Consider the following 22,193-nt stretch of genomic DNA (forward strand, 5'->3'; position numbering starts at 1 on the left):
CAAGCGCTTACATGAGTAGCACGCGCGCGTGCCACAGGCGTTTAGTGTCAGTCAAATGTTGCAAGGCAAATCCCGTTTAGTGAGAAGGTTCACGTCCGGGCATCCGCGGAAAGGTGTTCCTACAATCGAGTACTCCAATGGTGACTTAGGCTCTTAAGCGTCTGCCCGGATTGGGCTCGCCCTGGGAGGCCTGCACTCAGGAATCTTCAGCAGGGAGCCCTGGTTATTTTCGGGCCGCACCACCAGATCAACGGCACCTCCCGAAAGGCGGCAAACATGGTAACTGGATCAGCCTCGTTGCCGCGGGTCGAAGGCGACGACCTCGAGTGGGAGGGCCAGCTGCAGACCTGGAACGACGAACCATTCACGGGCATCGAAGTGTGGCGCTTTCCGAGTGGCGCCATCGAGAGCGAAACGACGTACAGGGATGGCCTCAGCGACGGCCTGTCCCGCAGCTGGGACGAGCAAGGCCGATTGCGTTCGCAGTTCACCTGCCGCCTTGGCGCCATGCACGGCAATTGCAGGAAGTGGCATGCCAACGGCCAGCTCGCCGTGGACGGGAACTATGAATGGGGCGTCCGTATCAATGAGAGGGAGTACAACGAGCACGGGGCGCTGATTAGCGAGTTCGCCCTGGATCCGGCGGATCCCAGCTCGCAGTTCGGTATCCTGCTCAAGTTCAGGGAAGCCTACGACAAGTACCTGTAGGTCACGGAACCCCGCCGGGTGGACTTTTCCCCCTCGGCTTCCACGGGGAAAAGTCCATAAGGCGGGGAAAAGGTCGCACGGCAGAAGCCAGCCGGGGTTAGACGCGGTTAAAGAAGAAAAGCACCAGCTCCGAAGAGCTGATGCTTCCCAGTGGTGGCTCCGACCGGCGTCGATCCGGTGACCTTTCGATTTTCAGTCGAACGCTCTACCAACTGAGCTACAGAGCCTAGGTGACTAGTCACCATGACGGCCGGAATTCCTTCCGGCAATCAGAGCGACCCTGACGGGACTTGAACCCGCGACCTCCGCCGTGACAGGGCGGCGCGCTAACCAACTGCGCTACAGGGCCTTGCTTTTCTTGCTTCGCGGTATCGCTACCGCATTTTTTCAAGGCCTCCAGCCTACCAGACATTTACAGCCTGCCTGACCAGTTCCTTGCGTACCCCCAACGGGATTCGAACCCGTGCCGCCGCCGTGAAAGGGCGGTGTCCTAGGCCGCTAGACGATGGGGGCCAGAACCCGTTCGGAACAAAATAAAAAGGCTTCGAGCCGAGGCTCTCAGTCTTTGTCCTTTTGCTGTTTCTCCGAACTGGACTCTAAAACTATAGGGCTTCGTCAGGAATTATCCAAAATCGGCCGGCACCCCATGAACAAACCAGCGGGAAGCGGCGAAGATGGACAGATGGATGCCGCTGACGCTCTCAACGAGATTGCTTACTGGCTGGAACGCGGACGCGCGGCCACTTTTAAGGTCCAGGCCTTCCGGAAAGCCGCGGACATCATCAGCCGGATGGACCCTGGCGAAGTTGAGGCGAGGGCCCGGGACGGCCGGCTCAAAAGCATGAAGGGCATCGGGGACAGAACCTACCAGGTGATCCGCCAGGCAGTGGACGGCGCCGTCCCTGACTACCTCGAAGACCTCCGCCAGCGCAACGCCGGGCCGCTCGCTGAAGGCGCCGGCGGAGAGCTCCACGCAGCACTCCGCGGCGACCTTCACAGCCACAGCGACTGGTCCGATGGCGGCTCCCCCATATCCCTGATGGCCGGCACTGCCCGCCTCCTGGGGCACGAGTACCTTGCCCTGACAGACCACTCGCCAAACCTGAAAATCGCCAACGGGCTCAGCGCGGAGCGGCTGACCGAACAGCTCGGGGTGGTGGCGGCCATGAATTCGGACGCTCCACACGCCGCCGGGACGGCGAACGGCAAGGCCTTCCGGCTGCTGACCGGCATCGAGGTGGACATCCTGGAGACCGGTGAGCTGGATCAGGAGCCGGAGCTGCTGGACCGGCTGGACATCGTGGTGGCCAGCGTCCATTCCAAGCTCCGCTCGGACCGGGCGACCATGACCGAGCGGATGCTGAAGGGTATCCGCGATCCGCACACGAACGTGCTGGGCCACTGCACCGGCCGACTCGTTGAGGGATCGCGCGGGACCCGTCCGCCGTCGGAATTTGATGCCAGGAGAGTGTTTGAAGCATGCGCCGAACACAATGTGGCCGTGGAGATCAACTCCAGGCCGGAGCGGCAGGATCCGCCCGACGAGCTGATCCGGCTGGCCCTCGACGCCGGCTGCCTGTTCTCGATCGACAGCGATGCCCACGCGCCAGGTCAGCTGGACTTTCTGCAGTACGGTGCAGAGCGGGCAACCCTGAACAACGTTCCCGCCGAGCGCATTGTTACCACCTGGCCGCTGGCGAAGCTCCTGGACTGGTCTTCAGGCAGCTAACCGGGCCCTCCGGAGCCACATTAGGTCGCACCGGCCAGCTTTGGCAGGAACTCGACTAGACGTGGCCGATTTCCGCCAGCCACGCAAGCCGGACCCGGACTAGATTGGCTGCATGGCACGCACCCCCACACAGTCCAAAGAGTCAGCAGCCGTCATTCCGGCAGGCCGCAGCGTCAACGTTCCGGGGCTTGTGGCCGTGGTGGTCACCGTGGTGCTCTGGGCTTCGGCCTTCGTGGGCATCCGGGCCATCGGCCCCACCTTCTCCCCCGGTTCCCTGACGCTGGGCAGGCTCGCGGTTGCCGCCGTCGTGCTCGGCGCCCTGGTGCTGCCGCAGCTGCGTAAGAGCAGGATCCTGCCGCAGGGCCGCGAATGGTGGCCCATCCTGGCTTACGGGGTGATGTGGTTCGGTGGATACAACGTGGCCTTGAACGCCGCGGAGCACCTGCTGGACGCCGGAACCAGCGCGATGCTGATCAACGTCGCGCCGATCCTCGTTGCCGCCATGGCAGGGATCTTCCTCAAGGAGGGATTCCCGCGCTGGCTGATCATCGGCAGCCTGGTGGCGTTCGGCGGCGTCGCTTTGATAGCGCTGGGTCCGGGTGCCGGCTCGGGTCCCGGTTCAGGGCAACGTCCGACGGCGGATGTGGCGGGAGTGCTGCTCTGCCTCCTTGCCGCCGTGCTTGCCGCTGTCAGCGTCATCATCCAGAAGCCTGTCCTGCGGAAATTTCCTGCCGGGCAGGCCACCTGGTTCGGCATCATGGTGGGGGCTCTCTGCTGCCTGCCGTTTACCGGCCAACTGGTGTCCGAACTGCAGGTCGCCCCGCTGCCGGCAACCCTGGGCCTCGCCTACCTCGGTGTTTTCCCCACTGCCATCGCTTTCACGACGTGGGCCTATGCACTGTCCCTGATTGATGCCGGCAAGCTTGCGGCGACCACTTATCTAGTGCCGGGTACTACCATCCTGATCTCATGGCTGGTCCTGAGCGAGGTTCCCACCACCTGGGGGCTCGTGGGAGGAGCCGTCTGCCTGGTAGGCGTGGGCCTCACCAGGCGCCGGCCCAGGGAGCGGGGAACCCGTCACGTCTAAACGACTTCACCGGCCCCGATGTTCCTGGTTCCCGCTAGAGTCAGGGATATGCCCGCCAATCTGCCGCCCGGACTGCCCATCATCCCCGATGGTTCACGGGGTGATGGTCCACAGGATCCCGACGGGTTTGACATGTCCGCTGACGACTTCGAGTCTGCTGTTACTGCCGCGTTGAACCGGATTCCGGCCAAGATTGCCGGCGCCATGGTCAACGTCGCCGTGTTCGTTGAGGACGATTATGTTCCGGGACCTGACGAGGACCCGGACACTGTGTTGCTGGGGCTTTACGAGGGCGTGCCGCTGACCGACAGGGACTCCTGGTGGGACGCCGGATCGCTCCCGGACCGCATCACCATCTTCCGCCGGCCCATCCTGGAGATCTGCGCTTCCCGCGACGAGGTGATCGAGGAAGTGGCCGTGACGGTAATCCATGAGGTGGCGCACCACTTCGGCATCGGGGACGAGCGGCTGCATGAGCTCGGGTGGGATTAGCCTTGTAGGCATGGGACACGACCACAGCCACACCCACGGGATCACGGCAACCGGCCGCCACCGTAAGCGGCTCACCGCCGTCCTGTCCATCACCCTGGCAGTGGTGGTGGTCCAGGTGGTGGGCGCGCTCCTCTCCGGTTCGCTTGCCCTGCTGGCGGATGCAGGCCATATGCTCTCTGACGCCGCCGGCGTGACCATCGCCCTCCTGGCTTCGTGGATCGCTGGCCGGCCGGCCAGCGACCTGCGGACGTACGGCTACCAGCGCGCCGAGGTGCTGGCAGCGCTGGCCAACGCGCTGATCCTCATCGTGATCTCGGTGGTGATCTTCACAGAGGCAATCAGGCGCATCGGGTCTGCCCCCGAAGTCCAGACGAACATCATGCTTTTTGCCGCGATCCTGGGGGCTGTGGCGAACCTGGTGTCCCTGCTGATCCTGCATGGCGCACATGAGGACAGCCTGAATGTCCGCGGCGCCTACCTCGAAGTGCTCGGCGACCTGCTCGGCTCCTTCGCGGTCATCATCGCGGCTGTGGTTATCCTCATGACCGGGTACCAGGCCGCTGACACCATTGCATCCGTCCTGATAGCCCTGATGATCCTGCCACGGGCATGGAGCCTGCTGCGTGACGTGGTGGACGTTCTGCTTGAGGCCAGCCCGAAAGGGGTGGAGGTGCAGATGATCCGCGAACACATCCTCTCCGTAGACGGAGTGGTGGACGTCCACGACATCCATATCTGGACCATCACCTCCGGAGTGCCCGTGTTTTCCGCGCACGTGGTGGTGGAGGACGGAGTCCTCAACGCCCGCGGCACTGACCAGGTGCTGGATAAACTCACCACCTGCCTCGGATCGCACTTCGACACCGAACACTGCACTTTCCAGCTGGAGCCAGCCAGCCATTCCGAGCACGAGTCCCGCCAGCACGCGTAGCAGCAAGTCCGGGGAACGCGGGTCTGCCGGAGGGCAGGAGTGCCGACACGCCGGGCCAAATCCGCCCCAAATCCCATATTTGTTGTTTATGTTATTGATGTGACTCCTGTTGCCAAAGTGCAAGGGGTCACGTAGCCTCGGACCTGCTGGGCGATCAGCAGAGGGGCGTCTTTCTGCCGCACACCACATCCTCGCTCCCCCGGCCTGACGACGTTGCGAGGTTCTGCGAATGGGATTGACCCGATCCGGCCGGAAGGCCGCCGTACTATGCGCCGCCGTCGTACTTTTCGGGACCCTCCCCTTGCCCGCCCAGGCGGCCCCGGCGCCTGCCATCCAGCGGCCGGCCTCCCCTGACATGCCTTCCCCCGATGACATCGCGGCAGCAAAATCCAATGAAAGCGCGACGGCGAACGAGGTCACGTCCATCGAAGCCATCCTGGCGGATGCAGCGAGCGCGCAGGAGACGACTTTTGCCCTTGCCCTGAAGGCCAACAACTCCTACGGCGACGCCCTGGTGGAACTGCAGTCGCGACAGTCGGCGGCAGCTGTCGCCACGGCAAAGGCGAAGGCTGCGGGAGCGGAGCAGGACAGGACCCGGCAGCAGGTCGGCCAGCTCGCCGGGGATCTGTACCGCAACGGCGGCATGAACCCGGCCCTCAGCACGTTCATGAGCGGCGGGGGAGAAATCCTGTCGCAGGCTGCAACCCTGGAGGCTATTTCGGCCAGCCGCAGCCGCGCTTTCACATCGGCTGAAACAGCAGCCGCTGAGGCGCGCTCCCTGACAGCCGCGGCCGAGGACGCGAACCGGGCCGCGGCTGATGCGGCAGCGAATGCGGAAGCCCGCAAGACTGAGGCCGAACAGGCCAACGCTGCACAGGTCAAGGCAGTGGCTGATGCCAAGGCCCAACGAACAGTCCTGGTGGACCAGCTGGCGCAGCTCCGGAACACGACGGTCGCGCTGGAGTCAGCGCGCGTTGATGCCCTCGACCGGCAGCGCGAGGAAGCCCGGCTGGCTTCCCTCACGGCGGCAGCGGACGATGTCGCGGCAGGACAGGCGGCTGGCCCTGGTGGAGGAAGTCCGGCCCCTGCGCCTGTGGCTCCCGCTCCGCCGGCTCCTGCCCCGGCGCCCGCCGCACCGGCTCCTGCTCCCGCTCCGCCGGCTCCTGCCCCGGCGCCCGCCGCGCCGGCTCCTGCTCCCGCTCCTGCCCCGGCACCAGTGTCTCCAGCTCCTGGTCCGGCACCCGTGCTTCCGGCGCCGGCGCCGGGCGGGACCAATGAGACCGCCATTTCGGTCGCCCTGAGCAAAACCGGCGCACCGTACTTCTACCAGTACGGCGGCACCGGACCGTACGGTTTTGACTGCTCCGGACTGGTACAGACGGCATTCGCCGCAGCGGGCAAATACCTTCCCCGCACTGCGTCCCAGCAGTACGCCGCCGCCCCTGTACATGTGCCACTCTCGCAGGCGCAGCGCGGCGACCTGCTGGTATGGGGCTCGGCGCCGGACTTCTACCACGTGGCGATCTATCTCGGCAGCGGCCAGGTGGTCCAGGCGCTGAATCCGGAGGAAGGCATCGAGGTCACCCAGCTGAGCCGGATGGCCGGGATGCAGCTGTACCCGTACGTGGCACGCTATTAGCGGGCCCTGCGTCAGCAGTACCGGCCGGGTTGAAGAGGAGGCGGATTGGCGTGGACGCTGATGTCATCATCGTCGGAGGCGGCCTCGCAGGCCTGGTGGCATCCAATGAGCTGGTCCGGGCAGGCAAACGGGTCGCGATCCTGGACCAGGAGAATCCGGCCAACCTTGGCGGCCAGGCCTTCTGGTCATTCGGCGGCCTCTTCATGGTCGACACCCCGATGCAGCGACGCTTCGGAGTCAGGGATTCCTTTGATCTCGCCTGGCAGGACTGGCAGGGCAGCGCCGGATGGGACCGCCTGACAGGACATCTGCCCGACGACGAGTGGGCGCAGAAGTGGGGCCGCGCCTATGTTGAATTCGCCGCCGGTGAGAAGCGGCCATGGCTGCAGGAGCAAGGCGTCAGGTTCACCCCGCTCGTCGGCTGGGCCGAGCGCGGGGACGGCCGGGCCGGCGGCCACGGCAACTCCGTACCCCGCTTCCACGTCCCCTGGGGAACAGGTACGGGAATCTCCGAACCGTTTGCCGACAAAGCCCGTGCGGCGGCAGCAGAGGGGCGCGTTACCTTCCACTTCCGCCATCAGGTGGACGGCCTCACCTTCACCGGCAACACGGTCACCGGCGTGCACGGGACAATACTCGCACCAGACTCCGCGGCGCGGGGAGTCACGTCAAACCGTGACAAGGCAGGCGAATTCGAACTAACCGCACAGGCGGTAATCATCGCGACAGGCGGAATTGGCGGCAATCATGACCAGGTACGCAAATGGTGGCCCGAGCGCCTGGGAACTCCGCCGGCAACCATGATCACGGGGGTACCCAAACACGTCGACGGGCGGATGCTCGACATCGCTGATGATGCCGGCGTACGGCTGGTCAACCGCGACAGGATGTGGCACTACACCGAAGGGATTCGGAACTGGAACCCGATCTGGCCCTACCACGCCATCCGGATCCTGCCCGGGCCCTCGTCCTTGTGGTTCGATGCACTGGGGCGTCGACTTCCCGCGCCCGGATTTCCCGGATACGACACATTGGGCACGCTGAAACTGCTGCGCGCCACTCCGGACATCGCGCAATACGACTACTCCTGGTTCATCCTCACGCAGAAGATCATCGAGCGGGAATTCGCCCTCTCCGGATCGGAGCAGAACCCTGACATCACCAACCGGGACTTCAGGCTCATGCTGGGGAGCCGCCTTGGTCACGGCGCACCACCGCCTGTCGAAGCGTTCAAAACGAAAGGGCCGGACTTCGTCGTCGCAGCGAACCTCCGGGACCTCGTCGCGGGGATGAACCGTCTCACTGCTGAGCGGCTGCTGGATTATGGGCAGATCGAACGCCAGATCCTGCAACGGGACGCGGAAGTGACAAATCCGTACTCCAAGGACGTCCAGGTGATGGGCATCTCCAACAGCCGCCGTTACCTGGGCGACAGGTTGTTCCGGACCGCCAAGGCGCACAAAATCCTGGACCCGGCGGCCGGCCCCCTGATCGCCGTGAAGCTGCACATCGTGACCCGCAAGACCCTCGGCGGAATCCAGACCGACCTCGCCGGGCAGGCGTTCGCCAAGGACGGCAGCCTCATCCCGGGCCTCTATGCCGTGGGCGAAGCCGCCGGCTTTGGTGGAGGCGGGGCGCACGGCTACAACGCACTGGAGGGCACATTCCTCGGCGGCTGCATCTTCACGGGCCGCACGGCGGGACGCTCCCTGGCCCGGCAGCTCTGAAGGCGGCTCAGGACAGGACGTCCTTGCTGACGAACCTCGCGTAGGCAAGTGCGCCGAACACTACAACATATCCCGCCTGCAGCAGGGCGTTGCTGGCGAAAGAGTCCCACAGCACTGGCTGGCGCAGGACGTCGGCGAAACCGAACCAGTAGTGGCTGAAAAGCCAGGGGTGCAGCCATTCCAGCTGCGGAAGCTGATCCAGGACCTGTGACACCACGGACACCACTACAGTGGCTGCCATCGCCCCGACCGGTACAACGGTGAGCGTGGACAGGAAGAGGCCGATGGCTGAAAGTCCGGCCAGGGATAACGAAAGGTAGGCGGCGATCAGCACCAGTCGGAGCGCTGCTTCCGGAGGCTGGACAACGTCCCCTGACAACAGGGTCACGGGGCCGATGGGGAAGAACAGTCCGCCAATGGCTGCGCCGGCGAGCGCCACAGTGACTGGCGCGGCGACACAGAAGGCCAGCGCCCCTGCGTATTTCACAAGCAGCAGCCGCACCCGCCCGGCGGGTGCCACCAGCAGGTACCGCAGGGTGCCCAGGCTGGCCTCCCCAGCAATGGTATCGCCGGCCACTACCCCGATGGTGAGGGGCAGGAACAGCGGAACCGAAACCAGCATTGCCGTGACCGCCACGAACAGCCCGTTTTGCGTGATCCTGTCCAGGAACGCCGGTCCCCTGCCGGCGGGGACGCGCGAGGAAAGCCTGACCGCGACGGCGATCAGCACCGGTATGGCTGCCAGTGCCAGCAGCATCGCCCAGGTCCGCCGGCGCCTGAACAGGACCTTGAGCTCGGATGCCAGAAGGGAAAGACTCGATGCCGGTGCTTTCCCCGATGGTCCGGCGGGACTGTCAGGGACAGCACCGGGAACACCCGCCCGCAGGCTATTGTGCAACGTCGAACCCCTCCCCCGTTAAAGCAACAAAGCGGTCCTCAAGGCTCTCCCGCTCCACCGAAAATCCGCGGACCCGGACCCCTGCCTCCACCAGCCTCACCACCACGTCCTCCGGCGCCGCAACGTCCCGGGCTGCGGGATTATCTCCTGGCCGGACGCCCCCGCCGGACACTGGGGCTACGGCGGTAAGCACCTCGCCATCCGGCTCACGTGTCCCTGCCACCGGAGCCATGCCCAGCCGCACCAGGACCCCGGAAGCGGCGCCGGCGTCGGGCGTCACCAGTCGGAAGCGTGCTTCGCCGGACTGGCGCAGTTCCGCCAGGGGGCCCTGGGCCACCAGCCGACCGGCGCTCATGATCGCCGCATGCGTGCAGATCTGCTCCACTTCGGCCAGGAGGTGGCTGGAGACGAAGACAGTAGCGCCGTCCGCGGCCAGGGAGCGCACCAGGCTCCGCACCTCCCGGGTTCCCTGCGGATCCAGCCCGTTGGTGGGCTCGTCCAGGACCAGCAGCTCCCGCGGAGAAAGCAGTGCATTGGCGATCCCCAGCCTCTGCTTCATGCCGAGGGAATAGGCGTGGACCCGCTTGCCGGCGGCATGCGCCAAACCCACCCGCTCCAGCGCCTGGCCCACCCGCGCCGACCGCGTGGCCGGTGGTGCGTGGCGGCTGGCGGCGTCGAGCCGGTGCAGGTTGGCGGCACCGGACAGGAACGGATAGAACGCCGGGCCCTCCACGAGTGCCCCCACCCGCGGGAGGACCTCGTGGAGCCGGCGGGGCATCTCCAGCCCCAGCACGTTGACAGTGCCTGCCGTCGCGGCGGCCAGGCCCAGCATCATACGGATGGTGGTTGTCTTTCCCGACCCGTTGGGGCCCAGGAACCCGAACACCGAACCGTGCGGCACGGCCAGATTAATTCCATCGACCGCCATCTGATGGCCGAACCGTTTACTCAGGCCATTGGTCTCAATGGTCAGGCCGGGCTTCCCGCCTGCGGGCAGACTGGTTGGCAGGCTCGTTCGAGCCGGAGCCAAGCGGACAGGATCCTCGACGCTGTCCCCCCGGAGCGGGTCCTCCCGCCGGCGGGAAGTCACGGAGCCACTGCGGTGGCGGCTGCCTGCAGCCGTTCCGGCGGAACCATCCCCACAAAGACGCGTCCGTCGTCGGTGAACAGGACGTTCACCAGCGCGGTGGACAGCAGCCGTCCACCGGGAACGACGACGGCGGCCTGGGCCAGGAGCGGGTCCTTCAGCAGCGATTCGCTCAGGAAGGATCCCTGCCCGGCGTCCGCTGCCCGGATGCCGACGACCGTTTCCCAGCCGCTGCCCGTTACCGATGGCTTCTGGTCACCGGTCCCGCTGTCCGGCGTGACCGGCCGGTGCGGGATCGGCGGCGGCTGCAGTTCCTTCACGGTGGCGCCAGGCGGAGGGACAAAGCTGAACAATGAGTCATCGGGAGCCCCCAGGGACAGGCTGGTGAACCCCGATTGGAAGGCCGGATCAGCCTGTCCGCGCGCGGTCACCGATACCCTGAGCGGCAAGCCCGTCTGGCCGTCCACGGCGATGGCGGCCTTTCCCACCAGCGTCCCCTGGGTCCGGGGTTCCAGGACCAGGTTGTAGGCCGTCCGTCCGGCAACTTCAACGTCCGGACCCACAGTCACGTTGGTGGAGCTGTCCAGCGCCGCGAGGAACCGGCCGGCGAGGGCTTCCGGCGTGGGATAGGCCGGTGTCTGCGGCTGTGTCAGCGGAAGATCGCGGGCCATTGCCGGGAGCGTGAGATGGGCGGCGCTGTTGTCCTTGGATGAGTAGAACCACAGGTCACTGTCCCGCCTGATGATGTCCCTTTCAGCCAGCCGGTCCACTACCTGGACACGCAGCTTGGCCGGCCCGTCAACGAAGACCCGGGCCGTGTGCTGGCCGGTCAGGAGCTCGATTATCGATGCTGCCCCGCCCGCAGTCCCGCCCGGAGACGCCGGTCCCGACGTTGGTCCGGCAGCCGGAAGTTCGGGAAGTCCAAGCTCGGAGGTCTGCTGCAGGGTTCCGGAGAAGGACTTTGCCTGGTGCGTGGCCAGCAAGGTCAGGACCTGCTCCGGAGTCTTGTCGGGGAGGGGATCGCCTGCCCACACAGGGATTGATCCCGCCAGCGCCCCGGCGGCGATCACTGCAGGTACCGCCACGGCGGGCACCCACCGCAGCCACGGGCGGCTCACGCCAGCCCCGCTCCGTTGTCGTTGGCTCCCATAGATTCAGGTTACGCCTGCGGACGGCAGTCCACACCCCTGCCAGGCACGAGCTGTGGCTACGCGGGCGTGACGGTTCCGGCGCCGCCGTCGACCGTGATTCTCTGGCCAGTGGAAAGCACGATGGTTGCGTCGGGGACGCCCACCACCGCGGGGATGCCATACTCCCGCGCCACCACCGCCCCATGGGAATTGGGTCCGCCCATTTCCATTACCAGGCCGCCCGCTGTGAGGAACAGAGGTGTCCAGCCGGGGTCTGTTGAGGGGGCTACGAGGATCTCTCCGGGTTCCAGGTGGGCGCCCACGGGATCAAGGATGACGCGGGCGGACGCTGTCACGGTACCGGACGACGCCGGGCTCCCGGCAAGTGCTCCGGGAACAGCGTCCGCAGCCCCGACTGGCCGCACCGCTTCCGGTTCCGTGCCGTCGGACAGCAGCACGCGGGGCACATGGCGGCGTTCGAGCTCCAGGGCGTAGGCCTCCCGGCGCTGCGCCACGAGCTGATGTAGGCGCGTTCCGGTTGCGATCCCCTGCCGGGCCTCGACGGTGTCGAGGAAAAAGACGTCGTCGGGATCCCCGATTTTTCCGGCTGCGGCCAGCGACTCCCCCACCTGGCGCAGTTGTCTCCGCACCTCGGCGAGCCCCAGCACGAGCTGGTATTTGGGCAGCTCACGCAGCCCGGCGAAGAGCCTGGCCCGCCGCAACGCAGCCCGTACCAGGGCGCCGCGGATGCGGCCATGACGCGTCGCCTCCGCCGTAAGCCGCACCACGTGCGCCTCCGCTTCCTCCGCGCCGTTGCTGAATTGAAGGTCGGGAGCCAGCACGGGATTCTCCAACCGGAGGTAGTTCGCCAGGACACCGATGATGTGGGTGGGATCATCGGACCAGCGGGACATGCCCACATCGATCTCCGCCACCGCACGGTGTCCGTACCGCTGCATGAAGCGTTCCAGGCCTGCCTGCAGGACCGGCGGCAGCTCCTCCGCGTTGAACGCTGCCGCGAGAACGGCGGGCTCCTGCCCTGTCACGGCAGCGAGGGATTCGCCGTCGTCCTTGATCACTGTGGCGAGGTGCCACAGTTCCAAGTCCATTTCGGTGGTCACGTTGTTGGGCAGGCCACGGAGGACCTGCTGGAGGTCGTCCCACCGGCTGCGGCCGGGGCCCAACAGTTTTCCAGCGAAAGCCAGCGTGGCGAATCCAAGTGCCGCGAGGGGAAGCGTGGCAGGCACAATCGCAAAGAGTCTGCTGCCCAGCAGGTACTCGGCATGGTCAAGGCGTTCGGCCGGACTGGCGTCCGCCCGCAACTGCAGCGACCTTCCGAATTCACTGGAGAATCGTTCCAGCCGGCGCATGGCTGCTTCCGGCCTGAACAGGCCATGGAGCAGGGCTTCGGGAACACGGGCCCTGGCTGCGGCCGGAACCACGTGCCGGAGCAGGCCCAGCGGTGTCCTCCGGTTCACCGAAAACCGCGGATCATCAAAGATTTGGCGCAGCACGGTGGCGGAGCGGGCCTCCATCACGTCGAACACCCGGGGGACGATCCGACGGCCGGTGCTGCTGCGGGCAACAGTGGTGAGGTCGATGTAGATGCGTTGGCCGGCCTCTGCGTAGGGGGATGGCCCGTTATGTGGTTCGGGAACATCGAACCGGGCCGTCCGGGCAATGGAGGATGCAATGAGCCGGAGGGCGGCCAGTCCCATGGGAGTTATCGGCCGGGTCAGGCCCTGCGCCAGGCTGAAGCACAGGTAGACGCGGGGGCCGTCCTCTGCTGGCACCCGCTCGGGAAGGGGGTACAAGGTGGTGATGGGGCGTGACTGGGTCAGCCACAGCACATCGTCGCGGCCGAGGGCCCATTCGATGTCCTGGGGCGCCCCGAAAAGCCTCTCCGCCCGTATGCCGAGGGCTGCCAGTTGAACCACCTGCGCCTCGGTCAGGCAGGGGTCGCTCCCGGCGTCGGGGACTTCGACGGTCTCCGTCCCACCACCAGGCAGGGGCCGGACCATCATCCGCTTGTCCCCCAGCCGCCGTTCCAGGACCCTTCCCGCGACCGGGTCCGCGACAAAGTGGTCCGGGTTGACCGTTCCGGAGACCACTGCCTCACCCAGCCCTGGGCTGGCATCGATGACGGCCTCCTGCCGGCGGCCGGTGATCGGGTTGGCAGTGAACATCACGCCGGCCGCCGCGGCGTCCACCATCCGTTGGACGACGACGGCGAGCGCCACGGCTGCCGGGTCAATCCCGCGGTTTGCCCGGTAGCTGACCGCCCTGTCCGTCCAGAGGGACGCCCAGCAGTTCTTCACTGCCTCCAGCAAAGCGTCGCCACCCACTACGTTGAGGTAGGTATCCTGCTGACCGGCGAAGCTGGCGAATGGAAGATCCTCGGCAGTGGCCGAGGACCTCACGGCAACGGGGACGTCGTCCCCCAGAGCCCCATAGGCCTCAGTCACGGCAGCGGCGATTTCGGGCGGGATGTCCGCGGCACGGATGGCTTCCCGTGCCCGGCCAGCGAGCGCAGCCAGCTCCGGCAGCCGGTCTGCAGGCGTGGACTCCAGCTCCCGAAGGACCTCTCCGAGGGGTCCTGCATCAGTTTGCGTTTGTGGGGCGGTGGCCAGCCGGTAGGCGTCGGTGGTCAGGCAAAAGCCGTCCGGCACCAGCAGTCCTCCGCTCATCAGCTCGCCAAGGTTTGCTGCTTTGCCGCCGACCAGCGGCACCATTCCGGCGTTGATGTGGCCCAGGTCCAGGACCAGCTTCCCGTCCGGAACCCCGGTTCCCGTCTCTTGGGGTGCTTCTCCTGTTGTGCGTGCGGAATGATCGGGTGCTGCAGCGGATTCAGGCATCGCACGCCTCCTGTTGACGCAGCGGGAAGTTTAGGCGGCGCCGAGGATGGGACCGAAACTTGCTCTGTCAGCGAGCCGCAGGTCCTCACGGTCCGGCACAACCATGACCGGCCCCTTGGCATGGTGAAGTACTCCGTCGGAGGTGGATCCGAGAAGCATCCCGGTGAATCCGCCACGGCCGCGGGTGCCTACGACCACGAGTTCCACATGTTTGCTGGCCTCCACGAGAACTTCGACGGGTGAGCCGTCCTTCAGCTCAGACTCCATGGAAAGGTGCGGATAATGGCTCTTGAGCCAGGTCATGCCTGCATCCAGCTGCATACGGATATCCGCGAAGAGAGCCTTGCGGTCCATGGGCGCGGGAACCCACGCCAGAGATCCGCTGTACTGCGGAACGGCGCAGACCACGCGCAGGGTTGCGCCCATCCGCTCCGCCTGCGATGCCGCCTCCAGGACCGCCACGCGCGCCTGCTCGGAACCGTCCACACCCACCACCACCACGTTCTCTACGCGCTGGTGCCCCATTTTCGCCTGCTCCGCCTTGATCCGTTTATCCTCGGTGGTTTCCCCCAGCCTGTCCGCGCAGATGAGCGGGACAGTCACCGTTGGACACTTGGCATGGGCAGGCAGTGCGCTGCTTACCGACCCCAGAAGGCGGCCCACGAAACCGCCCCGGCCGCGCGTGCCGAAGACCAGGAGCTCGGCCGTTTCGGACATCTCCAGCAGCACGCCCGAGGCGTCTCCATTCTCAACGGAGGCATCGACGTCGACGCTGTAGCCCGAGACCTTGTCCACGGCCTGCCTGACGATCGCTTCGGCGCCTTCGCGGATCACCGAATCATCCACCGTGGCGTAGCCGCCGTCCAGGCCTGAGGCGGCAAAGATGGGCACGGAATATGCCGTCACGATATGCAGCGGGCGGCGCCTGCGCTCGGCTTCACGGGCCGCCCAAACGAGGGCACACTGACCATGGTCCGAACCGTCCACGCCGACAACGATCCCGCGGGGAGCAGCAGAATTGCCACCGCTGTCCCGGTCCCGATGCGTTTCCTGTGCGCCCATGGGGTCGCCTCCTCGCGATACTGCCTGATGTTGCGGCTATTCTGCCAGAAGCGGACCTGTTTCCCGCGTATGAGCCTTCAGCACGCACGCGGCCAGGCGAAGCCCGCCTCCACTTCTCACTATTCTCGGTACACGTTTACTTAGCAAGGAGTTATCCACAGCCCCTTACCTGCGGGGATGAGAGCGCGAACATCCAGTATGAAGAATGTTTGGGTTTGGGCTATCCCTGTCAGTAATTGTTCTGTAGTCTTCAAGCCATCGCTGGTCCGGGATGATGTCTGTCAGAAGACGTCCCGGCCAGGTACTGCGGCCGCACTTTGGGGGTAACGGAACGCGTGCAGGGCAACGATGCCTGCCAGCTGACTGTTTCGAAGGAGGAAAACTGTAGTGTCAAGCACGCCTATGAATGTCGGGACCGAACAGACCACCACGGTGGTCATTGGCACGGGCCTTTCCGGCCTCGCCGTCGCCGCAGAACTCCGCCGGCGGGGTGTGGACTCCATCGTGGTGGACGGACTCGACATCCTGGGCGCCGGGCAACCGGCTAACACAGCTTCACTCCAGCGCTGCGATGCAGCAGACTCAGACTCCCTCCGGGAGCGGAATGAAATCCTCCGCCACCTCCGCATCTACGCTGCCAGCCACGGCATGGATGTCCGCAACACCACACGGGCGGTCCAGCTGACAATGGTGGGCGGGGCGCCCACCGGCCCCACCGATGAACCCTTTGTCCGCCAGTGGGAAGTCCACACCCCCACGGGTATCCTGCTGGCTGATCACATTGTGCTGACCCGCTGCGCCCACAGCCAGCTCCGGCGGATGCTCAATGACTTCGGAATCACAGTGGGCCGTAACCTGGTGTCCGCGATGCGGGCAATCGGCATCTACCTTGTGGGTGTTGGCGAGCTCATCACCCCGTCCCCGAAGGAAGTTCTGCGCCAGGCAAAAACAGTGGGCCAGGCTATCTCCGCGAAAGTCAACCCGGAAAACACGCCAAACCTCCTCACCGGCAGCCTCGCCATCCTGCCCGCTTGATCGCCATCCTGCCTGATTAATTCAACCGGCCGCCTCAACGCGGCGCCGGGCTTGGTTCAGCCGGCGTCTTCGCCTGGTCCTTCACTGCCGGCACCCGGTCCTTCACTGCCGGCGAGCCGGCGCTTCGCCATGATCCCGATGGCTACCAGCAAACCGATGGCCACTGCCGCGAAGACCACAAGGCTCCAAGGGAACGGCTGCGACGCGTCGCCGACGGGGGCGGGCGACTCGGTTGTTCCAGGACGGGCGGTCCCCATGCTCGGAACGACAGCGGGCGCCGTCGAACTTCCCGAAGTTGAACTTCCCGGACTTGAACTTCCCGAAGGGGTCGCGCCCGGAACTGCCCCTGCCGTTGCCGTGAAGCTGAACGTCCCCTCGAGGGGGTGGGAATCCGAACCGGCGACGCGCCACGTGACCGTGTATTTGCCTGCCGGGCCGCCGGGCCTGAGTTGCTGGGAGGCCACCTTGTCCACGATTTTGACGGGGCCGTCCGACCATTCAGCGCCGCCGGCATCCTTGATGGAGAACCGGGCGCCGATGCCCTGCGGGGTGTTGTTGAAGGTGACACTCACCTTCTCCGGCGGCACGCCCACCGTGGCATCCGGCGCCGGGCTGCTCGATTCGGCGGAATCGTGGGCGGAAGCCGGACCGGCCGCACCGAGAAAGGCAGCTGCGAACACGGCTGTTCCGAGCACAATTTTGAACAACTGGCGGCGGATGGAACGCATGCTGGGACTGCTCCTTGTGTTGGCTTCCTTACAGAGTAGGCGAATGTGCCGGATTGCTCCGTTCGCTCCCCATAGGATTCAGGTATCCCCATAGACTCCCCGGAGGATTCATGCTCAAGCAAGGCTCTGCCCTGGACCGGTACTTTAAGGTCACTGAACGGGGGTCCAACCTGTCCCGCGAGATCCGCGGCGGGTTTGCCACGTTCTTCGCCATGAGCTACATCGTGGTGCTCAACCCGCTCATTCTCTCCGGCGCTGACTCCAACGGCACCACCCTGGGCTTCGCCGCGGTAGCCGCCGTGACAGCATTGGTGGCCGGTATCCTCACCATCCTCATGGGCGCCTGGGGAAGGCACCCTTTTGCCCTGGCGACAGGGCTGGGCGTCAACGCCTTCGTCGCCGTAACCGTGGCAACCAACCCGGGACTCAGCTGGCCGGACATGATGGGACTGGTGGTGATTTCCGGAGTCACCATGCTGATCCTGGTCCTCACCGGGTTCCGGACCGCCGTCTTCAGGGCAGTCCCGGAGGGCCTCAAGACCGCGATCGTGGTGGGCATCGGGCTGTTCATCGCCCTGATCGGCTTGGTTAACGCGGGCTTTGTCCGCCGGATCCCCGACGCTGCGGGCACGACGGTGCCGGTTGGCCTGGGCTTCGATGGCAAGCTCCTGGGCTGGCCCACTGCGGTGTTTGTGTTCGGCCTGGTCCTCACCATCGCCCTGGTGGTCCGCAAGGTCAAGGGAGCCATCCTGATCGGCATCATTTCCTCCACAGTCATCTCCGTGCTCCTGGAAGGAACGCTGCACATCGGACCGAGCGTCCAGCAGGATAAGCCCTTCAACCCCCAGGGCTGGTCCCTGGTGGCGCCGCAGTTCACCGATTGGGCGGCCCCGGACCTGTCCCTGATCGGCAAGGCCAATCCCTTCGGCGCCTTCGGGCACCTGGGTTTCGTTGCTGCCACGCTGCTGGCTTTTGTGATCCTGCTGAGCATCTTCTTCGACGCAATGGGAACCATGGTTGGACTGGCCAACGAGGCCGGCACGGTGGACCGGCACGGCAACATCCCCGACGTTGACCGTGTGCTCCAGGTGGACGCCCTCGGCGCCATCCTCGGCGGAGGCGCTTCGGTCTCCTCCAACCAGATCTACGTGGAGGCCGGCGCAGGGATCGGCGAGGGCGCCCGGACCGGGGTGGCATCCATCGTCACCGGCCTGCTGTTCCTCGTGGCCATGTTCTTCACCCCGCTCATCAACCTGGTCCCGTTCGAGGCGGTTGCTCCCGCGCTGGTGGTGGTGGGCTTCATGATGGTCTCCCAGGTGGGCAAGATCGACTGGCGGGACTGGGGAATCGCGATCCCGGCGTTCCTGACCCTGACCCTGATGCCGTTCACCTACTCCATCGCCAACGGCCTGGGTGCCGGTTTCATCGCGTACGTCCTGATCAGCACCGTCCAAGGCAGAATCCGCGACATCCACCCGCTGATGTGGGCAGTGGCGGCCGCGTTCCTGCTCTTTTTCTCGGTGGGAACCATCGAAGCTGCCCTCGGGATGCACTAAAGGCACTCTCCGGCAGGCGGCCTTCCGCATTTTAGGCCGGTTCCGGTATTCCAGACAGGACGACGGCGGCGCTGCTGGCATTCGCTGCAGCCATGGGGTGAGCTTGGAGCATGGCTTTTCCCGCGCTCACCATCGATATCCCGCCGCAGCCCTGGACGGGGAGGTTCGACGGCGAAACCGATGAGCACCGCCGCTGGTGGCAGGCGGTGTCGCGCTACTCGCCGGGGGCGTCGGGGGCGACGGCTGCTGCCCGGGCAACGCCGGATTCATTGCGGCCTGCCGTGCTCCTGGGATTCGCGAGCGATGAAGGCGTGCGTCGTAACAAGGGCCGGCCGGGCGCGGCCCTGGCCCCGGCAGCCCTCCGCGCGGCCTTGGGTCCGCTGGCGTTCCACCTTGAGCGGACAGTGTCCGACGCCGGCGATGTGGCGGTCTCCGACGGGGCACTGGAAGCGGGGCAGGCCCGGGCGGGGCTGGCTATCACGTCAATGCTCGACGCCGGCAGGCTCACCGTGGTGCTCGGCGGCGGGCATGAGACCGCGTTCGCCAGCTACCTCGGACTCGCCGGCTCCGAAGCGGTCCGCTCCGGGAAGCGGCTGGGCATCCTGAACCTGGACGCCCACTTCGATCTCCGTGAGGCGCCTGTGCCCAGTTCCGGCACCCCGTTCCTCCAGATGGCGGAGGCGGAAGCCGCCGCGGGACGCGAATTCCGGTACGCCGTCGTCGGCATTTCCGAACCGAACAACACCCGGGCGCTCTTCAACACCGCACGGCGGCTGGGCGTTAGCTACCTCCTGGATGAAGACTGCGAGGCAGAGCGGGTGCGGACGTTCGTTGCTGAGTTCCTCGACGGCGTGGACATGCTGTACCTGACCATCGATCTCGATGTCCTTCCGGCCGCGGTGGCTCCCGGGGTGAGCGCTCCTGCTGCCTACGGCGTGCCGCTGGCCGTCATCAGCGCTGTCTGCCGGCAAGTGGCACGGAGCGGGAAGCTGCTGCATGTGGACGTGGCAGAGCTGAACCCTGCCTTCGACATTGACGGCCGCACCGCCAGGGTTGCGGCGCGGCTGGTGAGCACCCTGCTCCAGTAGAACCACCCTTGAGGACTCAGGCGCCTTTAAGGACGTAGCGCCGTTCGGGCCTGCCGGCACCGTACTTGAGCCGGACCTCAAGCGCCCCCTCGTCGTACAGATACTCAAGGTACCGGCGCGCACTCACACGGGAGGTGCCCAGCTGGACGGCCACCTCAGCGGCCGAGAGGTCGCCGGCGGCCTCCTGCAGGGCCGCCTCGACCAGCTTCAGCGTTTCGACGCTGCACCCCTTGGGCAATGGCCTGTCAGTCCGCTCCATGCCAAAAACCCGGTTCACGTCCGACTGCTCCGCGACCTCCTTGGACGAGGCCAGGCTCAAATAGGCGTTCCGGTAATGCTCCAGCCGCTCCTGCAGGTCGGTCTGGGAGAAGGGCTTGATGAGGTAGTGCACGATGCCGCCCCGCAGCGCCTTCCGCACGGTGTCCACTTCGCGTGCCGCGCTGATGACGAGGACATCCAGCTCAGGGGCTGCTGTACGCAGTTTCTGCATCAGGTCCAAGCCGTTGATGTCCGGCAAATGGATATCCAGCAGCACCAGGTCCGGCATCAACCGTCCCGTTTCGGCAATCGCCTGGGCACCCGTATGTGCCACACCGACGACGTCGAACCCGGGCGTCCGCTGGATGAACCCCGCGTGGACCTTGGCGACCATGAAGTCGTCATCAACAATCAGGACTTTGATCATCGCTAGACCCTTCCGGCCTTGAGGCGGGCTGTAAAGACTGCCCCGTTGTCATTGGCAAACGTCAGATCGCCACCGCTTCGCCGGCAAACCACCCGGGAAAGGGCCAACCCGAATCCGCGCCCGCCCCCGGGTCCTGGCCCCTTAGTGGTGAAGCCCTGCCTGAAAATCTCCTCGGAGTGGCGTCCGGAGACGCCGGCGCCGGAGTCGCGCACGGTGACGGTGGCGCCGTCGTCCTCTTCCTCCACGAGCACGCGGACAGACGCCTCCGCACGGCCGGCAACGGCGTCGAACGCGTTATCCACCAGGTTTCCGACCACTGTGGCCAGATCCCGGGAAAGTTCATCGTCCACTTTCCCCAGCGCGGACTCCGGGTCAAGCTGCAGGGCCACTCCACGCTCGGCGGCGAGGCTGGATTTCGCTATCAGGAGAGCGGCCAAGGCCGGGTCGTGGATGCGGCTGGTGACGTCGTCGTTGAGCCTGGTCCTGTCCAAAGTTGCGCCATTAACAAACTGGACCACGGAATCGTATTCGCCGATCTGGATCAGCCCCGAGATCACATGCAGCTGGTTCGCGAATTCGTGGGCCTGGGCGCGTAAGGTGTCAGTCGCCGTCCGGGTGGCGCCCAGTTCGCGCTCCAATGAGGACAGTTCGGTCCGGTCCCGCAGTGTTGTTACTGAGCCTATGTCCCGGCCGCGCGAACGGATGGGCACCCGGTTCAGCACCACCATCCGGTCGCCCACCAGCACCAGCCTGTCCGGCCCCGGCTGGTCCCTGGTGAGGACTTCCTTCAGGGCGTGGTCAACCGCCAGAGATCCCACTTTTTTGCCCACGCAGTCAGGCGGCAGCCCCAGAAGTTCCCGGGCACTGTCGTTGGCCACGGTGATGCGTTCGTGCGGATCGAGCGCCACCACACCTTCCTTCAGCCCGTGCAGCATGGCCTCGCGGTTCTCCACGAGTCCGGTGATTTCGCTCGGCTCCATGCCAAGGGTCTGCCGTTTGACCCGCCGTGCCAGCAGGAGTGAACCGGCAACGCCCAGCACACTGGCCACTCCGAGGTACGTGAGGAGGTTGGGTACAGCGTCGCCAAGCCGCTCCAAGGTGGACGGGTAGTTCCGGCTGATGGACGCGATCCCGATCATTTTTCCGGCGTCATTGAGGACGGGGACATGGGCGGAAAGATAGGCGGTGCCCGATTCGTTGACGACGCCGGTCCAGGCCCTCCCGTCCAGCACATGGCTGTCGCCGAGTTGCAGCGGCTGGCCAAGCAGGCCCGGATCAGACGTGGCCACAACAGTGCGGTCCAGTCTCGCAAGGGCCACCTGGGACGAGCCGGAGACGGTCCTGACCGTCTCCGCGACTGAGCTGAGCGCGGCACCCAACCGCGGCTCCGCGTCGGGGAGTAATTCACGGACTGCGGGGTTGTTGCCCAGCGCTTCGGCAGCGGACAGAGCCCGGCGGCCCTCCGTCCGTTCGAACACTGCGGCAGATTGCGCCAGCGAGATGGCCACCACCGCCACCAGGACGGCCAGGACTATCAGCAACTGCAGAACAAGGTACTGCCCCGCGAGGGACATTCCTCTTCGTCGAGTCACTGTGGTTGTTTCCTCTGGTGGTTCAGCAGATGCGGCATGTGCGGAACGTGGATACCGGCAGTACAGCGTGGTCCTGCGCGGCTATCGGAACTATACCGCGTCAGCACGCGGTGGATGTTCGGAAACGTGAACGCAATGAACTTAACTTTCTCTGCGAACACAAG

At 65.7% G+C, this 22,193-nt stretch carries 18 protein-coding genes and 3 tRNA genes; 10 read left to right on the forward strand and 11 right to left on the reverse strand.

Annotated features, from left to right (window positions below):
- Positions 1-276: 276 nt before the first annotated feature.
- On the forward strand, positions 277-708 hold the full coding sequence (locus QFZ40_RS17620; protein ID WP_306905952.1) for a toxin-antitoxin system YwqK family antitoxin: 432 nt from the start codon (positions 277-279) through the stop codon (positions 706-708).
- Between the two features lie 151 nt (positions 709-859).
- Here the strand turns inward: QFZ40_RS17620 and QFZ40_RS17625 are convergent.
- The 3 genes from QFZ40_RS17625 to QFZ40_RS17635 all read right to left on the reverse strand — a co-directional run bounded on the left by QFZ40_RS17625 (position 860) and on the right by QFZ40_RS17635 (position 1,221).
- Positions 860-935, reverse strand: a tRNA-Phe gene (locus QFZ40_RS17625).
- Between the two features lie 48 nt (positions 936-983).
- A tRNA-Asp gene (locus tag QFZ40_RS17630) sits at positions 984-1,057 on the reverse strand.
- Positions 1,058-1,148: 91 nt separating this feature from the next.
- A tRNA-Glu gene (locus QFZ40_RS17635) sits at positions 1,149-1,221 on the reverse strand.
- A 169-nt stretch (positions 1,222-1,390) separates the two neighbouring features.
- Here QFZ40_RS17635 and QFZ40_RS17640 point away from each other — a divergent pair.
- The 6 genes from QFZ40_RS17640 to QFZ40_RS17665 all read left to right on the forward strand — a co-directional run bounded on the left by QFZ40_RS17640 (position 1,391) and on the right by QFZ40_RS17665 (position 8,313).
- Entirely contained in the window at positions 1,391-2,437 is a 1,047-nt protein-coding gene (locus QFZ40_RS17640) for a PHP domain-containing protein (protein ID WP_306906983.1), read from the forward strand.
- Positions 2,438-2,549: 112 nt separating this feature from the next.
- Positions 2,550-3,524, forward strand: coding sequence for a DMT family transporter (locus QFZ40_RS17645; protein ID WP_306905953.1), 975 nt, complete (start codon positions 2,550-2,552; stop codon positions 3,522-3,524).
- Between the two features lie 48 nt (positions 3,525-3,572).
- Positions 3,573-4,016 carry a metallopeptidase family protein gene (locus tag QFZ40_RS17650; RefSeq protein WP_306905954.1) on the forward strand — a complete coding sequence of 148 codons (444 nt, stop codon included), beginning with the start codon at positions 3,573-3,575 and terminating at the stop codon, positions 4,014-4,016.
- A 10-nt stretch (positions 4,017-4,026) separates the two neighbouring features.
- On the forward strand, positions 4,027-4,947 hold the full coding sequence (locus QFZ40_RS17655) for a cation diffusion facilitator family transporter (RefSeq protein WP_306905955.1): 921 nt from the start codon (positions 4,027-4,029) through the stop codon (positions 4,945-4,947).
- A gap of 229 nt (positions 4,948-5,176) precedes the next feature.
- Positions 5,177-6,586 carry a C40 family peptidase gene (locus QFZ40_RS17660; RefSeq protein ID WP_306905956.1) on the forward strand — a complete coding sequence of 470 codons (1,410 nt, stop codon included), beginning with the start codon at positions 5,177-5,179 and terminating at the stop codon, positions 6,584-6,586.
- Between the two features lie 50 nt (positions 6,587-6,636).
- Positions 6,637-8,313 carry an FAD-binding dehydrogenase gene (locus tag QFZ40_RS17665; protein ID WP_306905957.1) on the forward strand — a complete coding sequence of 559 codons (1,677 nt, stop codon included), beginning with the start codon at positions 6,637-6,639 and terminating at the stop codon, positions 8,311-8,313.
- A 7-nt stretch (positions 8,314-8,320) separates the two neighbouring features.
- Here QFZ40_RS17665 and QFZ40_RS17670 read toward each other — a convergent pair whose 3' ends face one another.
- The 5 genes from QFZ40_RS17670 to QFZ40_RS17690 form a co-directional block, all read right to left on the reverse strand.
- Positions 8,321-9,118 (reverse strand): ABC transporter permease, encoded by a 798-nt coding sequence (locus tag QFZ40_RS17670; protein ID WP_306906984.1) that lies wholly within the window; start codon positions 9,116-9,118, stop codon positions 8,321-8,323.
- A gap of 82 nt (positions 9,119-9,200) precedes the next feature.
- Complete coding sequence (locus QFZ40_RS17675; RefSeq protein ID WP_306905958.1) at positions 9,201-10,139, reverse strand: ABC transporter ATP-binding protein; 939 nt, start codon at positions 10,137-10,139, stop codon at positions 9,201-9,203.
- A gap of 158 nt (positions 10,140-10,297) precedes the next feature.
- Complete coding sequence (locus QFZ40_RS17680; protein ID WP_306905959.1) at positions 10,298-11,416, reverse strand: LolA family protein; 1,119 nt, start codon at positions 11,414-11,416, stop codon at positions 10,298-10,300.
- Between the two features lie 89 nt (positions 11,417-11,505).
- On the reverse strand, positions 11,506-14,283 hold the full coding sequence (locus tag QFZ40_RS17685; protein WP_373427447.1) for a PEP/pyruvate-binding domain-containing protein: 2,778 nt from the start codon (positions 14,281-14,283) through the stop codon (positions 11,506-11,508).
- A 30-nt stretch (positions 14,284-14,313) separates the two neighbouring features.
- On the reverse strand, positions 14,314-15,345 hold the full coding sequence (locus tag QFZ40_RS17690; protein ID WP_306905960.1) for a universal stress protein: 1,032 nt from the start codon (positions 15,343-15,345) through the stop codon (positions 14,314-14,316).
- Positions 15,346-15,747: 402 nt separating this feature from the next.
- On the opposite strand from QFZ40_RS17690, the gene QFZ40_RS17695 reads away from it, so the two are divergent.
- The gene (locus tag QFZ40_RS17695) at positions 15,748-16,380 is read left to right on the forward strand and encodes an NAD(P)/FAD-dependent oxidoreductase (protein ID WP_306906986.1); all 633 of its coding nucleotides are present in this window, start codon (positions 15,748-15,750) and stop codon (positions 16,378-16,380) included.
- 56 nt (positions 16,381-16,436) lie between these two features.
- Here QFZ40_RS17695 and QFZ40_RS17700 read toward each other — a convergent pair whose 3' ends face one another.
- Positions 16,437-17,108 carry a copper resistance CopC family protein gene (locus tag QFZ40_RS17700; protein WP_306905961.1) on the reverse strand — a complete coding sequence of 224 codons (672 nt, stop codon included), beginning with the start codon at positions 17,106-17,108 and terminating at the stop codon, positions 16,437-16,439.
- Positions 17,109-17,218: 110 nt separating this feature from the next.
- On the opposite strand from QFZ40_RS17700, the gene QFZ40_RS17705 reads away from it, so the two are divergent.
- Together QFZ40_RS17705 and hutG are read left to right on the forward strand one after the other, a co-directional pair.
- Positions 17,219-18,664: an NCS2 family permease gene (locus QFZ40_RS17705; RefSeq protein WP_306905962.1), complete on the forward strand. Its 1,446-nt coding sequence runs from the start codon at positions 17,219-17,221 to the stop codon at positions 18,662-18,664.
- 110 nt (positions 18,665-18,774) lie between these two features.
- Positions 18,775-19,752, forward strand: a complete 978-nt coding sequence (gene hutG / locus QFZ40_RS17710; protein WP_306905963.1) for a formimidoylglutamase — start codon at positions 18,775-18,777, stop codon at positions 19,750-19,752.
- Between the two features lie 16 nt (positions 19,753-19,768).
- On the opposite strand, the gene QFZ40_RS17715 is transcribed toward hutG, so the two are convergent.
- Together QFZ40_RS17715 and QFZ40_RS17720 are read right to left on the reverse strand one after the other, a co-directional pair.
- Positions 19,769-20,437, reverse strand: a complete 669-nt coding sequence (locus QFZ40_RS17715; RefSeq protein ID WP_306905964.1) for a response regulator — start codon at positions 20,435-20,437, stop codon at positions 19,769-19,771.
- Between the two features lie 2 nt (positions 20,438-20,439).
- Positions 20,440-22,011: a sensor histidine kinase gene (locus QFZ40_RS17720; protein ID WP_306906987.1), complete on the reverse strand. Its 1,572-nt coding sequence runs from the start codon at positions 22,009-22,011 to the stop codon at positions 20,440-20,442.
- Positions 22,012-22,193: the final 182 nt, after the last annotated feature.

Source organism: Arthrobacter pascens, assembly GCF_030816475.1.
In the GTDB taxonomy this organism is placed as follows: Bacteria; Actinomycetota; Actinomycetes; order Actinomycetales; family Micrococcaceae; genus Arthrobacter; species Arthrobacter pascens_B.

Coding starts and splice junctions, on each gene's coding strand:
- QFZ40_RS17660 (WP_306905956.1), top strand. CDS start 5,177: ATGGGATTGACCCGATCCGGCCGGAAGGCCGCCGTACTATGCGCCGCC.
- QFZ40_RS17655 (WP_306905955.1), top strand. CDS start 4,027: ATGGGACACGACCACAGCCACACCCACGGGATCACGGCAACCGGCCGC.
- QFZ40_RS17640 (WP_306906983.1), top strand. CDS start 1,391: ATGGATGCCGCTGACGCTCTCAACGAGATTGCTTACTGGCTGGAACGC.
- QFZ40_RS17645 (WP_306905953.1), top strand. CDS start 2,550: ATGGCACGCACCCCCACACAGTCCAAAGAGTCAGCAGCCGTCATTCCG.
- QFZ40_RS17650 (WP_306905954.1), top strand. CDS start 3,573: ATGCCCGCCAATCTGCCGCCCGGACTGCCCATCATCCCCGATGGTTCA.
- QFZ40_RS17715 (WP_306905964.1), bottom strand. CDS start 20,437: ATGATCAAAGTCCTGATTGTTGATGACGACTTCATGGTCGCCAAGGTC.
- QFZ40_RS17705 (WP_306905962.1), top strand. CDS start 17,219: ATGCTCAAGCAAGGCTCTGCCCTGGACCGGTACTTTAAGGTCACTGAA.
- hutG (WP_306905963.1), top strand. CDS start 18,775: ATGGCTTTTCCCGCGCTCACCATCGATATCCCGCCGCAGCCCTGGACG.
- QFZ40_RS17700 (WP_306905961.1), bottom strand. CDS start 17,108: ATGCGTTCCATCCGCCGCCAGTTGTTCAAAATTGTGCTCGGAACAGCC.
- QFZ40_RS17685 (WP_373427447.1), bottom strand. CDS start 14,283: ATGCCTGAATCCGCTGCAGCACCCGATCATTCCGCACGCACAACAGGA.
- QFZ40_RS17720 (WP_306906987.1), bottom strand. CDS start 22,011: ATGTCCCTCGCGGGGCAGTACCTTGTTCTGCAGTTGCTGATAGTCCTG.
- QFZ40_RS17690 (WP_306905960.1), bottom strand. CDS start 15,345: ATGGGCGCACAGGAAACGCATCGGGACCGGGACAGCGGTGGCAATTCT.
- QFZ40_RS17675 (WP_306905958.1), bottom strand. CDS start 10,139: ATGGCGGTCGATGGAATTAATCTGGCCGTGCCGCACGGTTCGGTGTTC.
- QFZ40_RS17620 (WP_306905952.1), top strand. CDS start 277: ATGGTAACTGGATCAGCCTCGTTGCCGCGGGTCGAAGGCGACGACCTC.
- QFZ40_RS17695 (WP_306906986.1), top strand. CDS start 15,748: ATGAATGTCGGGACCGAACAGACCACCACGGTGGTCATTGGCACGGGC.